Genomic DNA, 16,725 nt, shown 5'->3' with positions numbered 1-16,725 from the left:
CCCCCTTTACTGTCCGCTTACCGCTTCAATTTCTGCAATACGCACAAGCACTTGCGAGCCGGTGTCTTCGATTATCACGATGTAATCAGTCTGGACAGTAAGCAATGTCCCTGTTATCACGCCAAATGGCGTCGTTACTGTTACAGGCTGACCAACTAAGCCAAGCAATACATCCCTAATGCTTCCTGTTCCATTAGGAGGAGTTGAGCCATTTAACTTCGCCAACCTGATTTCCAATAACAAATTTAACAACTGGAGAGTGAGAGATAATTCTCCGTTTGCCATAATGATTTACACTCCTTTCTTGTCTACAATCAATAAATGCGAAATTTGTCATCTTGTATAGATAAGTTCCTACTTTTTAAACCTATTTCGCTAAAATTCCACTGAAACCTAAGTTCCCTTCAAATGGCTTACTTGAATACCATGGTTCATAAGACTGCCGTCTGTCATTTGCTCTATTAGAAAAAAATAGTCGGCAAAATCAGGAGGAATGAACGATGAGCGACATCTCGGTATTTTGTTTAAACTATAGGAGTGGCGCTTTATTGCAACAAGCGCTGTCTTCAATCAGCACTCTTAAACCCCGAATCAAAACGCTTTACCTTATTAATTCGTCAACAGCTGTTGATCAGCAAACATTTCCCTACGAAACAAAAACCATTGCTGTATCCAATCGAGAGATCGCTGGCACTTTAAACAATCTCCTCCCAATATGCGACAGTACGTATACCCTTTTCTTGCATAACGGCGACACCCTGCTTCCAAACGCACTGCCTAACCGTTTCACACTTCCTCCCGATAAAACGGTGATGACATTTAAACAGGCAATTGGGAGCCAGTATGTGGAACAGCCTTTCTTCGTACGGACAGCTCTCTTTCAGGAAAAGCAGTTCGCTGATATCGTTCACTTGCCTTTTCCAGAAGCATTATTTCCCGCTTGGCTGCAAAACGTAGAAACACGTCAAATTGTTCACACAGAGGATCCTTGTATTAAACGGCCAAGAGCCAACACATCAAAAAGCGAACGCGAGAAGTATGCGCTCATGATGAAATACAGCCGCACAAAAGCGGAGATCGCTTCGCCGAGCCTTGCCATCATCATGTCCGCCTTTAATATGACTGATTATCTTGAAACAGCCATTGCTTCTTGTTTTTTACAACAAACACAGCCTGACCAATTGCTCATGATCGACGATGGCTCAAAAGACGATAGCTACGAAAAGATGCGCAAATGGGAAAAACAACGGGGCGTAAAGGCGTTCAAACAAAAAAATCGCGGTAAAGCCCGCGCTTTAAATGCATTGCTCCCTCACGTCGAAACCGATTTTGTGATGGAATTAGATGCAGACGATTGGCTTGACCCCGATGCACTGTTCACGATTAAGAAAAAACTGCAACGTCTCCCGAAACAAGCTGCCGTTTTATACGGCAATTTTAGAAGGTGGAAACAACAGCCAACAGGCACTCTCCTTTATAAAACGGTAGCGAAAGGAAAACCTGTCCGCACGGCAAGTGAACTCTTGTCCTATCCATTTCCACTAGGTCCCCGCATTTATCGCACAGCGATGTTAAAACAAATCAACGGGTTTCCTGTCACGCCTTTTGAGAACGGACGTTTGTATGAAGACGTGAGTGTTTTAGTGAAATTAATCAAGCAACCCGATTCGGTTTTTTGCTATGAAGATTTTACTGTTTATAACATCCGCGAACATCCTACAAGCATTACCCGACTCAATCGCCATAAATGGAATGCGTTTTTGCCTCACGCAGATGGTGATTGATAGACAGATATTGGTTTATCTAGGTTGATACCAATCCATCTTGAAAACAAATAAAGGATTATTCATAGTAGTCCTGTGACTAAAATGAATAATCCTTTGTATCATGAATGATTTTTAATCGGTTGATCAACCAAACCATTATACCTTTAAACTCATAATGAGCTGTTCGCCAATTGGACCGATTTTCCTCTTTCCTGTATCTTGAAATCCCGTTTTTACATACAGTTGTTGGGCAGCTATGTTTTTATGGTTGACAGCCAAAACAATTTCATTGCATTTAGGGAATTCCATAGTGACGAACTCCTTTAGTAACAACATAGCCTGCTTTGCATAACCTTTTCCTTGTTTCGCTTCGTTAATGGATAATGCAGTGAGCAACATAGCCTGTGGATTGTCGGAATACTCTTTTACTCTATCCGTCGAGTGCATTAAAAAGAAGCCCACTGGTTCTGTCTTGTGAAGGATAACGATTCGATACTGACCTTCTGCCACTTCCTTGTAATCGTTTGGCAACGATGTAAATTGAGCTTGCTCTTTAGGCAGTTCAAACGTACTCAATGTATCTATGTACTGGTATGAAAAATGCTTTAATTCTATATGATTGGTTCTCTCCATCGTCACTCCCCCTCGACCTCATTATACAACAAGAACAAATGTTTTGTATCGCCCAACTGCTTTTGCTAACATTTCGTCCCCCGCATTACAGACTACTTCTATTCCGATTTACAAAAACCATTTATCGATTACCGTACCGGCCACACATCGACTTGCCTAATTCGTTCTCCGATGGAGCCAAAAGCCGTTTCCGTTTTTTTGAAACGAAATAGAATGAAGAAGCCGCAAAAAGAATGGTAAGAAAGGAGCTAAAAACCAATTGCGTCCATATGAAAAACCGCAACTTTATGACCCACTTCACACGAAAGTTGGCGTTATTGGTTTAGGATATGTGGGCCTTCCGCTTGCGTTGTTATTTACTAAAAAAGGCTACCATGTTACAGGAATCGACATTGACACAGACAAAGTTGCCTCGTTGCAACAAGCGTCAAGCTATATTCCCGATATTGAAAATCGGGAACTTGCTCAAGTGTTGGCTACAAACAAGTTAACGTTTGCTGCTGATTACCGCGGAATCGAAGACTTGGATATTATTGTCATATGCGTCCCAACGCCGCTAGCAAGCGATAACAAGCCTGATTTGCGCTATTTAAAGCACGTAAGCGAAGCCCTTTATCCTAGACTGCAAGAAGAACAGCTCGTTATTGTCGAGAGTTCGACTTACCCTGGAACGACACGTGAAGTAATCCAACCCATTTTAGAAAAAAGCAATCTGGTTCCTGGTAAAACGCTGCACTTGGCTTATTCGCCTGAGCGGATTGATCCAGGAAACAAATCGCTTTCGATTGAGGAAGTTCCAAAGATTATAAGTGGGCTTTCCGAGCAATGCCTCATGCGTGTTGCAGCCTTTTATGGACGTGTGTTCCACACAATTGTTCCAGCCTCCTCACTGGAAGTTGCTGAACTCGCCAAGCTTTTAGAAAACAGCTACCGCTTTATTAATATTTCGTTCATCAATGAAATGGCGATGTTTTGCGACAAACTCGGCATTGATTTATGGGAAGCGATTTCGACGGCAACTACTAAGCCTTACGGGTACCAGGCGTTTTATCCTGGCCCCGGAATTGGCGGGCACTGCATCCCGATCGACCCTTTATATTTATACTGGGTCGGTGCACAGCGTGGCTTCCACACCCAATTTTTATCGTTATCCGAGCAAATGAACCAGACGATAACATCTTATGTCATCGAACAGATTAAAAAGCTAGCCGAAACAGACAAATCCATTTCCGATTCATCGATTGTGTTATGCGGGCTCTCTTATAAAAAAGATTCCAATGATGTCAGAACCTCTCCTGCACTTGACATTATGAAGGCGCTCATCCAGCTTGGCGCCAACGTCTGTTATCATGATCCCCATGTTCCATCACTGGAAATAGGACAAACGCTCTATTCTTCGCAGCCACTCTCTCAGGAGTTGCTAGAAAATGCCGATCTTGTTGCCATTTTGACCGACCATTCCAACTTGCCAATAAAATCAATTCTCGAACATGCAAAAGTGGTGTACGACACAAAAAATGTGACAAAAGGGTATAAAGGCAAAGCGAAGACGGTTGTGTTAGGAGGCGGGGGAACGAACTACCCAGCAGATGGGAAAAGCTGATGATCTCGGTTATTACATGCACAAACAGAAACGACAATATGAAGATGGTATTTGACAATTATTCGCGCCAAACAATGCAGAACAAAGAGCTTATTGTCATCTTGAATCATGACAAAATGGATCTTAGCGCTTGGAAAGAGCAAGCAAAAAAACTGCCTCGCGTTTCCGTTTTCCAAGTACCAGAGCACCTGTCTGTCGGAGAATGCAAAAATATCGCCGCCGAAAAAACAGCCTATCGCCATATTGCGAAATTTGACGACGACGATTATTATGCCCCGCTCTATTTGGAGACAGCATGGTCTGCCTTTGAAAAACAACGTGAGGTGGATATTGTCGGAAAAAGCAGCGTTTATTTCTATTTCCAAAAAAGCAAATGCTTAGGTTTATTTCCTTCTTTGTATGAAAATCAGTTTGCTGAACAAGTGGTTGACTCGACGTTAGTATTCAAAAAAGAACTACTAAAAGACGTTTGCTTCCCAAAAATGAAAATTGGTTCCGATAAAAAATTCCAAAAAGATTGTGCAGCAAAAGGATATCGGATTTTTTCCACTGATCGCTATAACCACGTCGTGATTCGAAACGAAAACCCTAATTTCCATACGTGGAAAGTAACAGACGAGCAATTATTAAAGAAGTGCACCAACCTTGTACACACGGAAGACTATCAAGCATTGATATCCAGCACTAGCTAATCCGGGCTGACGATTGCAAAAATGACTGTAATAAACTAGGCCATTGGCAAAGCCAATGGCCTACAGACTGTCTATCAACCTGAGTAATGTATTTCTCTGCTCTTTCATTTTTTTAAGGATAAAAAGAATGTCTCCCATTCTTTTTTGCATCGCTCTAGTGTCCAGTGGTTGACGACGGTTTTACGGATCTCCTTAGAGAACTGTTCCCTTTTCGCAGGGCTTTCGATAAGCGTTTTCACGGCCTTCTGAAAGGCATTCGCTTTTCTTGGAACAATGAATCCGTTGGTATTGTCTTTAATAAGTTCTGGGACAATGCCGACACGTGTGGAGATGATCGGCACTCCGCACGCAGCGGCTTCTAAAACAGGCAATGGAATATGTTCGGATGAACTAGAACAAATAAAACAATCTAATTGTTGGTAAAAACCGACCATTTTCTCACGAGGCACACGATCTTGGTACGTGCGTATATCCAGCTCTACATCCAGCTTCTCTAATCCTGCGGTAACGAGGTCATACCCTTTTAGCTCCCGGTAATCTTGTTGGTCTATTCGTCCTACCCATCCTACTTTGAAGCGATCGTTTTCCTTTTTAGGGACTCGGGGCTTAAATTGCTTTTCATTGATCCCCACCCTCGTTTTCTTAATTGGCACCAACGGACGCAACAACGTTGCAATTTCATCAGAGCCGGTGTTTAAGCCGCGGAATCCTTTTAAAAATTGGATAAACGCTTTTTTATCCCCAGCGTTTTTCATGTGGTTGTCAAGAATACGGATCGATGTCATCCCTGTCGCCATTTGATCATAGGGAATGGTCGTTTGTTTATGAAGCTTCCTAGCAATATTCACCGACATCGGATAAAACAAATCATAGCGGCTCCGATCGCCCGCTTTTACTTGATTTACATATTTTAGGTGCAATTTGATTTTTTCATATTGAAGAGACAGTAGATCTTTTGCACGGTAGTCAAACGCCCAGCCAGGCCCCCCTGCCACTAACAGAATGTCCATCGTACCACCACCCTTTCAATTGCCAACTGTATCACTTGTCTTTTTAGCGCCAGCCATTTACATGTTATCACCTTGCTTTTTAAAATAGGCAATATGCTTTTGAAACAATTGGTCGATCCGATTGTCGTAGTCTTTATTTTTCGTAATCGCAGTGGGGCCGGACATTTTTTGGATCCAACTATCAGGCCGTTTGATCGCAATAATAGGAACTCCCTCTTTCGCAGCTTTACAGGCAATAAACGCATCCCTCATGTTCTGATATGGAAAATCGCTTGGTTTTACTACAAAGGAACTGGAATGCATGCATGACGTTCCCACCCCCGGAATGAGGACTTGGGAATCAACGTCTAAACCTTTATAGGAAAGATGGGGGTTCGTTTTGTTTTTAAACACTTGCTTAATAGGGGCTCGGTAGTCAAAACTCGAACCATGCACGCAAGCAATGATCTTGTTGTTATGGGCTTTCATTAAAGCCACCATTCGTTCAACATAGTTTGAAGGGTATATTAAATCGTCGTCTACGCAAAAATAGTAGCCTTGTGTTTGGGGATATCCTCGAAATGCCATTTGCCCACCTAAGTTTTTATTAGAAAAGGACAGTTTGATTTTGCTTTCTTTTTTTAAAAACGCCGGACAATCATTGGCTCCGTTTATATGGATGTACATGAGGTCACACTGTTTTAAAAGAGTCGGTACAATCTTTGGCAAATGGGAAAATCGACTCGGCAGTGCAGCCATGCCAATTGCAATCATGAGCTTCCCCCCTTTCTTAATGCTGTTTAAGTAGTTGTTCCAGCAAGTGGACTTCTTTGGTTGGCACCATATTCTTAATTTCCGTAAACAAACGATCTTGGTAGAAAGCCAACAGCGATTTTTTTAGTGAACGATACGGGGGAAGTTGATGATATGGGTTGGTATGGCCTTGTTCCACATAGTTTTTAAAATGGTCTGGCCCGTTTCGTAATATGCCTAAATGGAAACCATGATGAGGCCGATAATGATGCTTGTCGATGTTGCCAAAACCAATTCTTTTCTCCACTAAGTTATAGAGAAATTCTTCATCGCGGATACCTGTACGAAATGCTTCTTCAATTTTTTCCGGACGTTCCAAGTAATAGGCAATTAAAGAATCCATTTTCTTGTAATATTCCTTTGTTTTAATAAAATGGAGCCCCGTTAGCCGTTTTGACTGTGGGCGAATTTGATTGCTGTAAGGCAAGCCAATCTTTTGGCAATGCTCTAAATGCCCCTCTAATAAGGGAATGTCTTCTTTAATGATTAAAAAATCGACATCGCCGATATAGACATAGTCAAATCCAGCAAATTCACTAGCTGGCAATAAAAAACGCCGTGCTTTGCCTTCATTTGCTAGCGATACTTTTTTTAACAATTTGGTTTCCTTGATTTCCACGTTTTTCGATAATTGTTGTTTGATCCGTTCCAGGCTCGCGTGTTCGTTCGCTGACAGTTGGCCGTTTACAAAGATCTTCACAAAATAATGGGGGTAGCTTTTTAAAAAGCTATAAACGTAATAAGGAATGAACTTTTTGTAATTTCCGTACACATAGGTAGTTACACACAACCGTTTCGAGCTCATGTCGATTCTCCTTTGCTTGGCTTTGGTTTGATCGCAAACAAGACTTCCAACCAATCGCCAATCGTCTTTTCAACTGTAAAATGAGCCACCATTTGCGCCCGCGCTTCTTGTTTCAATTCCAATAGATAATCCTTGTCTGTTTGCAGCTCTCGAATTTTGCCTGCAAAGTCCCGTAATGCGAGGCTGTCGATGATAAGCGACCGGCATTTAGGACCTGCTACAGTTTTGACATAGCCTACATTAGTCGACAATACCGGTACGCCGCTCGCGTAAGCTTCCATCGCTGGAGCCGGGCCCCCTTCGTTGGAAGAAGTAATTAACAGCAAATCCAACTTGTTATAAAAGGATGGCATCTTTTCTAACGGCACCGTAGAAGATCGGGTTGCTTCTACAAAAGCAACATTTGGGTCACTCGCAAATGCTCGCACAAGCGCCTTGTATAATGTATGGTAATTTTTCACTTTACGCTTGTCATTTCCCACCCAGCCGATGACGATTTTCCCCTTATTATCGGCTGGCTTAGTCGGAGACGGGCAGAACCGCTTCGTATCAACAAATGGCCGGATAAAAGAAACCGTTTTATGAGGAAGCCGTTTCTTCACCTCGGATGCCAATTTAGGGCTGATCGCCCCGTATCTAGATGCTTTCATCATGCGCCGAAAGAAGTCATGATTGGCTTTAAAGTGGTCGCTCCATTCCCGGTAAGCTTGGTGGTTTTTCGTCAAGTAATTATAGGATCCGATTTGAGATGAATCGACACGGATGCCAATAAAAGAAAGGGTCTGAGCAATCCCCAACCCCAATGCAGCGATTACGTCGTAAGAAGAATTAATCGCCCCAGCGCCATTTTCGGCCACTCTTCCTTTCAGTTCCGTCAATGAGCAAATTTCTAGAGAAGGATGATGCTGTTGTATCATTTTTGCTTTTGCCCCTAACACCCACCAATCATAATCGTATACGAGCAAGTGTCTGGCCACCCTTAAGCTCTCCTTTGCTATATTTAGGCCAGCTATATTCATGCCTCGGTCTGACCGTTATTCTGATAAACCATCGTATGCCCAAAAGCTTTTTATTATGCGTCGCTAGCACGGTGAATCACGACTCCTGTTCAATTTTGGAAACACCGCATTTTTACCTGCATAAACTAAGATGGATGTTTACAAATACAAGGGGGTGTCCGCGTGGCAACTTACCTAGTTACAGGGGGAGCTGGCTTTATTGGCTCTAATATTGCCAAAGCGCTTGTGGCCAAAGGAGAAAAAGTCAAAATTTTAGACAATTTTAATACAGGAAAAAAGGAAAATATCGCTGAATTTATTGATGAGGTTGACGTTATCGATGGCGACTTTACAAATGAGAAAACGGTCCAATCTGCGTTAAAGCAGGTAGATATTGTTTTTCATCAGGGAGCGATTCCGTCTGTACCAAAGTCGATTCAAAACCCGCTCGGATCGAACCATGCCAATGTCTCTGGTACGCTTCAGCTCTTGCAAGGTGCGGTTGAAGCAAAAGTAAGTCGATTTATCTACGCGGCTTCGTCATCAGCTTATGGGGACTCGGAAACATTGCCTAAACATGAACAATTGCCTGGCAACCCTATGTCCCCTTATGCTGTCAGCAAATACGCAGGTGAACTTTATTGTAAAGTTTTCTATAACCTCTATGGTTTGGAAACCATTTCGCTTCGTTACTTTAATGTCTTTGGCCCTCGTCAAGACCCCAATTCCAAGTATGCAGCCGTCATCCCTAGCTTTATAAAGGCGATGCTAAACGACAAACCACCGACTATTTTTGGCGACGGCACACAATCGCGTGACTTTACGTTTATTGATAATGTTGTTTCTGCCAATTTATTAGCAGCCAACGCTCCAAAACTACAAGGAGAATCGGTAAACATAGGGGGAGGCGCCAGCATTGACCTCAACTCACTGGTAGATGAAATCAATTCGCTCTTGGGCAAACACATTCAGGCAAGCTATGGGCCTGAACGGCCAGGCGACGTGAAACATTCCCTTGCCGATATCCACCTTGCCGAAAAACTCATTGCCTACCGCCCTACTGTTTCATTCCAGGAAGGATTAAGACAGACTGTCGATTGGTTTAAACGCCACTGATTTTGAGCTTACTTATCGCTTAGCCTGTCGATGACCGTGCCACGAAGCTGAGTCAACATAAGCGCATGCTTTTCACATGTAGGTGTATCTTCACTACATTTCGTCGAACTGATCGTTATCTTTTTATTTGTTCCTTGAATACTAGGAGTATGTTTTTATGTATCGGCTTGTTATACGGATGCCTTGCTCGAATGTTGGTCATAACGGATGACCTAAAAAAAACAGCACCTCCATTAGGTGCTGTTTTGCGTGGTGATTAGTCGGGGGGATGACGCTCTGTCACTTTTCCTTCCTGAAAAAGATGGCTATTTTAAAAACAATGCGCCGCCTATTTTACCCTTTCGGCTTCCTTGCCTAAATCGTATCTTCCTAGATCCACTGATTTGTCGTTGATTTTCCCATAGTAGTGGACATCGACAAAGCGGCCATTTTTAAAAACCGCCTCTTTACGGACACCTTCGCGTTCATAGTGGCCTTGTTCCATCATCACCAATACCCGTTCATTGGTGGCCAGCACTTCTGCTTCGATACGCCTTAATCCAATACCGTTAAAGCATATATGTTCTAGTTGGCGAAGAACTTCTGGCCCATAACCGTTTCCCCAAAAGGCAGGCTTAATCATAATCCCTAATTTGCACGTACGGTTTACTCCATGGATATCGTGGATTTGCGCAATGCCAACTGCTTCTTCAGCCATAATCTTAAAATGCTTTTGTGATTTGTTCGTAATCCAAGACTCCAATTTTCCTCTAAGGAGTAATCGGCTTTGCGGGTAGTTGTATCCTAAAATAGCGGTTTGAAACACAGCTTCATCGTTGTACATTTCATCAACCAATTCAATGTCCTCTAGATTCAAAGGCTGAAGAGCCAATTTCATCATTCACCACTCCCTTTAGCTAATTCTTTCAAGCGTAGTGGTCGCTTTCTGATTAAATGGATGGAACCAGTAGCGCACGATCAACGCTAACGATAATATACACAGCAGGGCGAATACGATGCGGATATGGATAAACTCTGCCGCTACACCCCCGATTAAACCAGCAACAGGCAACGTCGACTTGCTTAGCATTAAAAACAGCCCATTGACACGGCCTATTAAATCGTCAGGGACTATTTGCATTCTTAACGTTTTATTGACGACATTAAAAATAATGATCGGCACTGTATGGACCATCATCGCTAGGCCTAGCGTAACCCACCCTGTGCTAAGCGAGATAATACCAATGCCGCCACTGCTGACCATTAAGCATACGAGCAACATCCGGTTCGTTCGTTTGAATGTTTTCGTAATCAATGGAATAAAAAACGTCAGAAGTACTTGCGAGACGGCAGCAATTGTATAAATGAGGCCCGTCTGAGAAGAATCCAAAGCCAATGTATCCCTCGCAAAAAAGACAAGTAAGGCGACAACGACAGCATTGGATATGTTCACCAACATCATAATTAAAAGAAGCGGTTGAAGAACTTCGTGTTTTTTTACGTAGCTTGCTCCTTGGACTAGATGTTTCCAAGAGCTGCCACCGGCAATTTTTTTAATGTTTTCTTTTTTGATTCGGTAAAACAAGACAACCGCGCAAATGATAAAAAACGAAATAGCGTCAAGAAGCAACACGGTAAAACCACCGAACATGCTAATCAACATCCCTGCCAAAGCACTGCCAAAAAGCAGTGACGTGGAGTCAAGGAACTGAAATGACGAATTAACATTCACAATTTTATCTTTTGGAAACATCGACGGAATGATGCTGTTTAATACAACGCTAAACATCGCTCCTCCGCAAGCAATAAAAAATCCGCAAACAAAAATCCAGATAATCGGAATTTGGTTTGCTGCTGCGTTTCCAATCACAATCGTTAACAAAAAGAACCCTTGTAAGAAAGCAGAGAGAAACAGCAACAACTTATGGGAAAAGCGATCCGCCAACAGCCCTGCCAATGGGGAAACGAACAAAAATGGAATCGTCTCTAAAAAGAACATGACGCCCATATAAAAAGAGGAGCCCGTTAATTCATAAATGATCCATGGCATAGCAATCAAATAGAGCTTATCGCCTATTTTCGAGACGAGCGACCCGAAAAAAAAGAGGATGAAATTACGGTCTGCTAATAGCTTCAAGTGCTTCAATCCTTGTAGTAGTTTTTCATCAACTCGGTTATCCACCCCGGTTGCCTAACTTCGCCAATGGGGCCAAACTCGTTGACATAGGGCTTAATGTCAATCACAGGGGTACCATCGATCGCGTCTAACGCTTTTACGGTAAGCCTATTTCCGTTCATTTCCAACAACGCACATCTAGACACACCAATCGCGTTCGGCCTGCCTTTGGCTCTTTGCGCAAAAATGCCGACGCTTGGCCAGCCTGTATTATTGCGTGGATGGCGGTCTTGGTAGACAATTTTGCTTTGGTCAACTTGATCCATGTGGAAGACGATTTCCAAATGGGAAAAAGAATCTAGTCCTTTTAAAGCAGAAAGGGGAATATCCTCGTTCACAACAATTTCGCTAATGACCGATCCCCAATGGTCATCGGTCATTTCAGTTCGCGGCGAACGGACGTGGCCAATGTATTTTATCGTTGTCGTTTGCTGTTTGTCTGTCATGTCCACACCTCGTCTCGAATCAGCAAATGGCCTTTTTCAATTTTTTGCACACAAATGAAAATCTCTTCTTCCTGACAGCCTTCACAACGGGCTATGACTTGCTTGATTTTCGGTAAAAGCGCTTTTAGCTTTTCGGATGAATGGCTTTGTTTGCAAACCATTTTGACAATTGGAGCAGGACAAGGGCTCGTCAGCCAATCTTGTTTATAGGCGTGCTCGATTTTGTTCCACAGTACCCAGCAATGGTCTGTTGGGATCGCCAACTCTTTTGTGACCGTATTGGCGATTTTGCCAAGAACCTCTTGATTCGCGGGACAGTCGAGCGGTGAATGAAGTGTAATCACTGGCATCCCTTTCCCCTCATTTCGTAAGAAGGAACATTGCTGTCCTTACAGGAATGTAAAAATCATCTTCTCGTTTTTCAATTCCCATCGTCTTTAAAAAATGGGCAGGCGCTTGCTCCAATTTAGCGCGGATTTCACGCTCTGCTTCCAAACCAGAAGAAGCGATTTCACACCACCGTTTGATGCTGATGCCTCCTGGCTTTTCGCTTAAATTGCTAAACCCTTCTACTACTGTTAGTCCTTCGTGTATAAAAAGGTCGAGCCATTGTTCATACGAATAGCTTTTAATATGCGTTTCGTCATGGAGGAGCTCCAATTCATGATTGAATTGGTCAACTTGTTTGTCTCCATACCCTTCCAAGTCAATAATCGCTATTGTTCCGCCTTTTTTTACTACTCGTTTCATTTCTTTTATCGCTAACGTGATATCGGTAAAATGGTGGGCTGCAAGCCGCGTTACGACAATGTCAAATTGCTCCGATTCAAACGGCAAGTTCTCGGCATAGGCACAAACGGTTTTAACGCTTTTCCCTTTTGTAGCAGCAAGCTTTTCGACATTTGCCAGCATAGATTCAGAGGGGTCAACACTCGTCAATGAGCGGGGCGCAAGCGCCAACCCCAAATGGCCCGATCCACAGGCAACATCGCAAATCGCTTTGTCATGCACATCTCCTAACAGCGTCTTTAACTGGTCGATCGAGGGACTTGCTTTGTGAACCTCGCTATTTAAAAAATTGTCTGCGATTTGGTTAAACCGTTGGGCACTTTTATTCATGAATCGATTTTCCTCCTCCTACTAGGCGAACAAGATGGACAATTGGCCCTTCCGCCTCACTGTTCATTGGATTGAGCGAGTGTCCCAATCCTTTTAAAATCGATGTTTCGACTGGCGCTGTGCTGTTTATACAGCTTCTGACAGTTTGGCTGTACTTCGCAGGGGCGATCAGATCATCGAGGCTTATATTCTCACCAAACGCAATATAATCCTCGCTTCCATATACAAGACTGATCGCTTCAACTTGTTCGGCAACAGTAACCGCCTCATCGACATATAAGCCAATTAACACAGCTGACGAAGGGCTTGTAACGCTTTGCAGCTTCTCTAAAACGAGATTTGCTCCTAATGACATCCCTATAAACGTAATGCCATACGCAGGGTGTGCTGCTTTTATCCGTTGGTAAACCGCACTTAAACGCGACGCCCGATAGCCATACTCTTCGTCTGATATGCTTTCTCTGCGGTTGACTCGATCTGGAAAATCAAACCGGCAGACACCAATTTTTTCATCGACCAAGCTTGCTTCCAATTGATCATATAGTTGCCGCTCGCCTTCAGCGCCGTCTTCATCGAATTTTCCCATTTGCCCCGATTGGACAATCAAAACGATTTTTTTAGAACCAAAAGGGATGTTTTCGTGCAACCGATATCTGGATGGATTCATTTCCATGCGATATCGCCTTACTTATGGCAAATTTCCGAAGAAAATTGTCCGATTTGCCCGTGGAAATAGACAGAGATAATTTCTTCATGCAGCGCTTCCCCTTCAAGGGTAGGCAACAAGCGGTCGTCATCAAGTTTCATTAATAAATTACTTTCGAGCAATGATCGAATGACTCCTGCATAAGGTTCGTCATTGATCAAGTCGACATGAAACTCTTTTTGGTAACGGCTCAACTGAATTGGTTGGTTTGACTTGTAATTAAACCCTAATGATGTGGAAATCGCTTCATTACCCGTTAGCATTCTGCCAAAAGAAGACGGCGATTCATCGTTTTCCATCCGTTCCACGTAGCGATTAATATCGCTAACATTATGGGTTTGTAAAATAGTGCCTTCCTTGTCATTTAACCAGCCATACACCCCTGGTCCATAGGCAATCATGGAGTCATAGCGCTCCCATTTATTTTTCGAAATTTGTGGAATATTGCCTTCAGGGTAAGTGTTTTTTCGGCTCCACCATCCGCAAGGGCTAGGCTCATAGCCATACTTGAGGAACACCTTCAAAATCTCCTCGCGCATTTGGTATGTTTGCTCCAACGTCGGAAATAGCCCCTCGGCTTCCATTTTTTCCCGCACACGGTCATTATTCCATAATGACACATTGCCAATCCCCATCTTTTGCCTATCGGCATTGCGCAAACGGTAAATTGTAATCGTCGGCACACCCATATCGCAGAGCACTTCGATGTCACGGGCAACACTGTTCGCAGTTTGGTGAGGCAACCCAAAAATAATATCGACATTGAACGGTTTGTTAGACAAAAGCAACTTGTTAATCGCATCAATCGACATTTTTCTGTCATGTTTGCGGCCGACCGCTTTAATCACCTCGTCTTCCAACGATTGCACACCCATGCTAAAGCGGTTAAATCCCATTTCCAGCGCCTGTTCAATTTCATCGCCCTGGTAATTGTCCGGATTTCCCTCGAGTGATATTTCACAGTCATCAGCGATCGTGTAGTGTTCCCTAATGTGTTTAACGATCTTTGCCAATTGGTGCGGTTTCATCAGTGAAGCAGTCCCGCCGCCTAAGTAAATCGATTCGATCTTTGCTTTCGTCACCCAAGGCGCTTGTGCGATCGTGCTGGCTGACTCTTTAATTAAAAGGGTTACCCACCTATCGAGCACTTCTTCTTCTTTTCCATTTTGAGGCAAGTACTTTTTCACGTAATTACAAAAATAACAGATGTAGGAACATAAAGGCACATGAAAATACAATGTTGCTGGCTTGTTTGCGCCATCAAAGTGGTTATACAAATCAGCTAAAGCAGCTCCTTCTACTGTTTCCCCGAAATTGGCAGTTACATTAATGTTATAATTATTGTGAGAAATTTGCAATTCAGGATGCCTCTTAAGCAATTCGCCTACATTCAATTCCGTTTGATTCAGAGCCATCTGTACTCCCCCTATTGGTCAATTTGCAATTGCAATTTGTAACCTGCTCGCTTCCTCTCTTCCCAGTAACGGTTTGCCTCGAGCATAAAGCGCTGCAAATATTCGGTTGCGCCACAACCAAGCTTATCGCCAGAAACATTCTTAGCCAATGGCGGGCAACGGAACTGGCACCAAATGCCTTCTTGGTAAACAGCACAGCTTTGGCACCCTGTAAATTCATCAAATGTAATGCTTCGAAATTCGTCAAAGCCGTGTTCCCATATGTCTTTAAAAGAATGGTCTCGTAAATTGCCTGCTTTGTAATCGTCGTTGCTCATGCAATTGCTGCAAGGATAGACATCTCCAGCACTGTTGATGTAAGCAATCGTCCGTCCACATTTCTCTTGGTTCGTTTCTCGTTCAACTTTTTGGCAAAACTTAACCGTTTCTAAACTAAACATCCGCGTCGCTTCAGCTGGTTCACTGGCAGGTGGTTTCTCGAATTCGGGCTTGCTGAAACGGTCCATGCATTTCTTATAGATAGCAATCGATTTATCGACTAGTTCCGGTGGCAATAAGATGTCGGGATGCATAAGCGCTCGGCCAATTGGATGGGTTTCGAGCCATTGGGGGCGCGGATAGCCGTTTTGGGCACACCATTCAAAAATTTCCTCAGCGTCATCTAAGTTATAGCGATGGACAGAAATGGCCGTCCTGAACGCGTGGCCATACTTTTTCATCCATTCGAACTTTTGTCTCAGTTTTGGAAAATCCATTCCCCCGCGAATCGTCCGTTCCGGGTCAGCGGTATCAAAGCTAATGAAAAAAGACGTGTTTGGCGCCAGCGCCGCCAGCTTTTCTTCTGTAATGAGAAGGCCATTGGTAAAAACTTGTGTATAAAAAGGTTTTGTTCTCGCGTAGTTGATAATTTCCACCGCATCTCGATGGGCGAAAATTTCTCCCCCGCTTAAAAACAGTTGGAGAATGCCAGCGTCTGCAAGTTGGTCAATCGTCTCTTTGATTAACTCGGTTGACATCTCATTTGGCCTTTTGTACGCCGAGTTAGCGTAACAATGCTTGCAGCGCAAATTGCATAAATTTGTTGTTTCAATAAACGCAATCGCAGGCGCGCTTAAATGAAATTTATTTAAATCCACTAACGGGTCAGGGATTATGTAGCGATTTAAAGCTGTGAGGTCAATGCGCTCCCCTTTATTAAACCGGTCGAATTCTGCCTTGGCCGCCTCTTCAAAAAAATGAACTTTCCCGGTCGGCAACAGCCCGACAATCCCCCCGTCGTTTACTTGATACGGAATCATTACCATTCAAACCACCACCCACTATGTTAATGGGAGATGCTGTTGCATCTCCCCTCAAACTGTAGCCAAACGCTCGCATCCTTCGTTGTTCGTCTCGTTCATTTGCTCATGAACCCCCGTTCTATTCGCATCTTCACTCGACTTCACGCCTCGGCTGACAAGCGTTTTCTA

The 16,725-nt window shown here is 43.3% G+C and carries 18 protein-coding genes; 4 read left to right on the top strand and 14 right to left on the bottom strand.

The genetic code is table 11. The features are described 5' to 3' along the window. Nucleotides 1-6 precede the first annotated feature (6 nt). A complete protein-coding gene (locus N6H06_RS12280; protein WP_263706860.1) occupies nucleotides 7-285 on the bottom strand; it encodes a YuzF family protein in 279 nt (92 codons plus the stop codon). Between the two features lie 215 nt (nucleotides 286-500). Here N6H06_RS12280 and N6H06_RS12275 point away from each other — a divergent pair, with 215 nt between their 5' ends. Next, nucleotides 501-1,784: a glycosyltransferase family A protein gene (locus N6H06_RS12275; RefSeq protein ID WP_263706858.1), complete on the top strand. Its 1,284-nt coding sequence runs from the start codon at nucleotides 501-503 to the stop codon at nucleotides 1,782-1,784. Between the two features lie 138 nt (nucleotides 1,785-1,922). Here N6H06_RS12275 and N6H06_RS12270 read toward each other — a convergent pair whose 3' ends face one another. After that, nucleotides 1,923-2,399 (bottom strand): GNAT family N-acetyltransferase, encoded by a 477-nt coding sequence (locus N6H06_RS12270; RefSeq protein WP_062748488.1) that lies wholly within the window; start codon nucleotides 2,397-2,399, stop codon nucleotides 1,923-1,925. A 259-nt stretch (nucleotides 2,400-2,658) separates the two neighbouring features. Between N6H06_RS12270 and N6H06_RS12265 the strand changes: the two genes are divergently transcribed. After that, nucleotides 2,659-4,002: a nucleotide sugar dehydrogenase gene (locus N6H06_RS12265; RefSeq protein ID WP_263706857.1), complete on the top strand. Its 1,344-nt coding sequence runs from the start codon at nucleotides 2,659-2,661 to the stop codon at nucleotides 4,000-4,002. Beyond that, nucleotides 4,002-4,694 (top strand): glycosyltransferase, encoded by a 693-nt coding sequence (locus N6H06_RS12260; RefSeq protein WP_263706855.1) that lies wholly within the window; start codon nucleotides 4,002-4,004, stop codon nucleotides 4,692-4,694. The genes N6H06_RS12265 and N6H06_RS12260 overlap by 1 nt, the downstream gene beginning before the upstream one ends. Nucleotides 4,695-4,798: 104 nt before the next feature. Here N6H06_RS12260 and N6H06_RS12255 read toward each other — a convergent pair whose 3' ends face one another. Genes N6H06_RS12255 through N6H06_RS12240 form a run of 4 tightly spaced genes read right to left on the bottom strand, consistent with a single transcriptional unit; the run spans nucleotide 4,799 to nucleotide 8,278 of the window. Next, nucleotides 4,799-5,704, bottom strand: coding sequence for a glycosyltransferase family 4 protein (locus N6H06_RS12255; RefSeq protein WP_213029175.1), 906 nt, complete (start codon nucleotides 5,702-5,704; stop codon nucleotides 4,799-4,801). 57 nt (nucleotides 5,705-5,761) lie between these two features. Beyond that, nucleotides 5,762-6,457 carry a glycosyltransferase family protein gene (locus tag N6H06_RS12250; RefSeq protein ID WP_062748495.1) on the bottom strand — a complete coding sequence of 232 codons (696 nt, stop codon included), beginning with the start codon at nucleotides 6,455-6,457 and terminating at the stop codon, nucleotides 5,762-5,764. A 16-nt stretch (nucleotides 6,458-6,473) separates the two neighbouring features. Further along, complete coding sequence (locus N6H06_RS12245; protein WP_062748497.1) at nucleotides 6,474-7,301, bottom strand: hypothetical protein; 828 nt, start codon at nucleotides 7,299-7,301, stop codon at nucleotides 6,474-6,476. Next, the gene (locus N6H06_RS12240) at nucleotides 7,298-8,278 is read right to left on the bottom strand and encodes a glycosyltransferase family 4 protein (RefSeq protein ID WP_062748499.1); all 981 of its coding nucleotides are present in this window, start codon (nucleotides 8,276-8,278) and stop codon (nucleotides 7,298-7,300) included. Before N6H06_RS12240 ends, N6H06_RS12245 begins: the two co-directional genes overlap by 4 nt. A 204-nt stretch (nucleotides 8,279-8,482) precedes the next feature. Here N6H06_RS12240 and N6H06_RS12235 point away from each other — a divergent pair, with 204 nt between their 5' ends. Then, nucleotides 8,483-9,415 (top strand): SDR family oxidoreductase, encoded by a 933-nt coding sequence (locus N6H06_RS12235; RefSeq protein ID WP_213029172.1) that lies wholly within the window; start codon nucleotides 8,483-8,485, stop codon nucleotides 9,413-9,415. Nucleotides 9,416-9,743: 328 nt separating this feature from the next. On the opposite strand, the gene N6H06_RS12230 is transcribed toward N6H06_RS12235, so the two are convergent. From N6H06_RS12230 to N6H06_RS12195, 8 genes are read right to left on the bottom strand one after another with little or no spacing between them, the layout of a single operon-like run. After that, a complete protein-coding gene (locus tag N6H06_RS12230) occupies nucleotides 9,744-10,295 on the bottom strand; it encodes a GNAT family N-acetyltransferase (RefSeq protein ID WP_263706850.1) in 552 nt (183 codons plus the stop codon). Nucleotides 10,296-10,307: 12 nt separating this feature from the next. Next, nucleotides 10,308-11,531 (bottom strand): MFS transporter, encoded by a 1,224-nt coding sequence (locus N6H06_RS12225; protein ID WP_263706848.1) that lies wholly within the window; start codon nucleotides 11,529-11,531, stop codon nucleotides 10,308-10,310. 5 nt (nucleotides 11,532-11,536) lie between these two features. After that, nucleotides 11,537-12,016, bottom strand: coding sequence for a tRNA (N6-threonylcarbamoyladenosine(37)-N6)-methyltransferase TrmO (gene tsaA / locus N6H06_RS12220; RefSeq protein WP_062748506.1), 480 nt, complete (start codon nucleotides 12,014-12,016; stop codon nucleotides 11,537-11,539). Continuing rightward, the gene (locus N6H06_RS12215) at nucleotides 12,013-12,366 is read right to left on the bottom strand and encodes a hypothetical protein (RefSeq protein ID WP_062748508.1); all 354 of its coding nucleotides are present in this window, start codon (nucleotides 12,364-12,366) and stop codon (nucleotides 12,013-12,015) included. The genes tsaA and N6H06_RS12215 overlap by 4 nt, the downstream gene beginning before the upstream one ends. Nucleotides 12,367-12,376: 10 nt before the next feature. Then, the gene (locus N6H06_RS12210) at nucleotides 12,377-13,135 is read right to left on the bottom strand and encodes a class I SAM-dependent methyltransferase (RefSeq protein WP_213029169.1); all 759 of its coding nucleotides are present in this window, start codon (nucleotides 13,133-13,135) and stop codon (nucleotides 12,377-12,379) included. Continuing rightward, nucleotides 13,128-13,808, bottom strand: a complete 681-nt coding sequence (locus tag N6H06_RS12205) for a hypothetical protein (protein WP_062748512.1) — start codon at nucleotides 13,806-13,808, stop codon at nucleotides 13,128-13,130. The genes N6H06_RS12210 and N6H06_RS12205 overlap by 8 nt, the downstream gene beginning before the upstream one ends. Nucleotides 13,809-13,819: 11 nt before the next feature. Then, nucleotides 13,820-15,256: a coproporphyrinogen-III oxidase family protein gene (locus tag N6H06_RS12200; RefSeq protein ID WP_062748514.1), complete on the bottom strand. Its 1,437-nt coding sequence runs from the start codon at nucleotides 15,254-15,256 to the stop codon at nucleotides 13,820-13,822. A gap of 11 nt (nucleotides 15,257-15,267) precedes the next feature. Next, nucleotides 15,268-16,560, bottom strand: coding sequence for a radical SAM/SPASM domain-containing protein (locus N6H06_RS12195; RefSeq protein ID WP_062748515.1), 1,293 nt, complete (start codon nucleotides 16,558-16,560; stop codon nucleotides 15,268-15,270). Nucleotides 16,561-16,725: the final 165 nt, after the last annotated feature.

This window comes from Shouchella tritolerans (assembly GCF_025770735.1).
Lineage (GTDB): Bacteria > Bacillota > Bacilli > Bacillales > Bacillaceae_D > Shouchella > Shouchella tritolerans.
This window is presented reverse-complemented; position numbering and strand designations above follow the sequence as displayed.

Excerpts from the sequence above, each read along its gene's own strand:
- N6H06_RS12280 (WP_263706860.1), bottom strand. The coding sequence starts at position 285 with ATGGCAAACGGAGAATTATCTCTCACTCTCCAGTTGTTAAATTTGTTA.
- N6H06_RS12275 (WP_263706858.1), top strand. The coding sequence starts at position 501 with ATGAGCGACATCTCGGTATTTTGTTTAAACTATAGGAGTGGCGCTTTA.
- N6H06_RS12270 (WP_062748488.1), bottom strand. The coding sequence starts at position 2,399 with ATGGAGAGAACCAATCATATAGAATTAAAGCATTTTTCATACCAGTAC.
- N6H06_RS12260 (WP_263706855.1), top strand. The coding sequence starts at position 4,002 with ATGATCTCGGTTATTACATGCACAAACAGAAACGACAATATGAAGATG.
- N6H06_RS12255 (WP_213029175.1), bottom strand. The coding sequence starts at position 5,704 with ATGGACATTCTGTTAGTGGCAGGGGGGCCTGGCTGGGCGTTTGACTAC.
- N6H06_RS12250 (WP_062748495.1), bottom strand. The coding sequence starts at position 6,457 with ATGATTGCAATTGGCATGGCTGCACTGCCGAGTCGATTTTCCCATTTG.
- N6H06_RS12245 (WP_062748497.1), bottom strand. The coding sequence starts at position 7,301 with ATGAGCTCGAAACGGTTGTGTGTAACTACCTATGTGTACGGAAATTAC.
- N6H06_RS12230 (WP_263706850.1), bottom strand. The coding sequence starts at position 10,295 with ATGATGAAATTGGCTCTTCAGCCTTTGAATCTAGAGGACATTGAATTG.
- tsaA (WP_062748506.1), bottom strand. The coding sequence starts at position 12,016 with ATGACAGACAAACAGCAAACGACAACGATAAAATACATTGGCCACGTC.
- N6H06_RS12215 (WP_062748508.1), bottom strand. The coding sequence starts at position 12,366 with ATGCCAGTGATTACACTTCATTCACCGCTCGACTGTCCCGCGAATCAA.
- N6H06_RS12210 (WP_213029169.1), bottom strand. The coding sequence starts at position 13,135 with ATGAATAAAAGTGCCCAACGGTTTAACCAAATCGCAGACAATTTTTTA.
- N6H06_RS12205 (WP_062748512.1), bottom strand. The coding sequence starts at position 13,808 with ATGGAAATGAATCCATCCAGATATCGGTTGCACGAAAACATCCCTTTT.
- N6H06_RS12200 (WP_062748514.1), bottom strand. The coding sequence starts at position 15,256 with ATGGCTCTGAATCAAACGGAATTGAATGTAGGCGAATTGCTTAAGAGG.
- N6H06_RS12195 (WP_062748515.1), bottom strand. The coding sequence starts at position 16,560 with ATGGTAATGATTCCGTATCAAGTAAACGACGGGGGGATTGTCGGGCTG.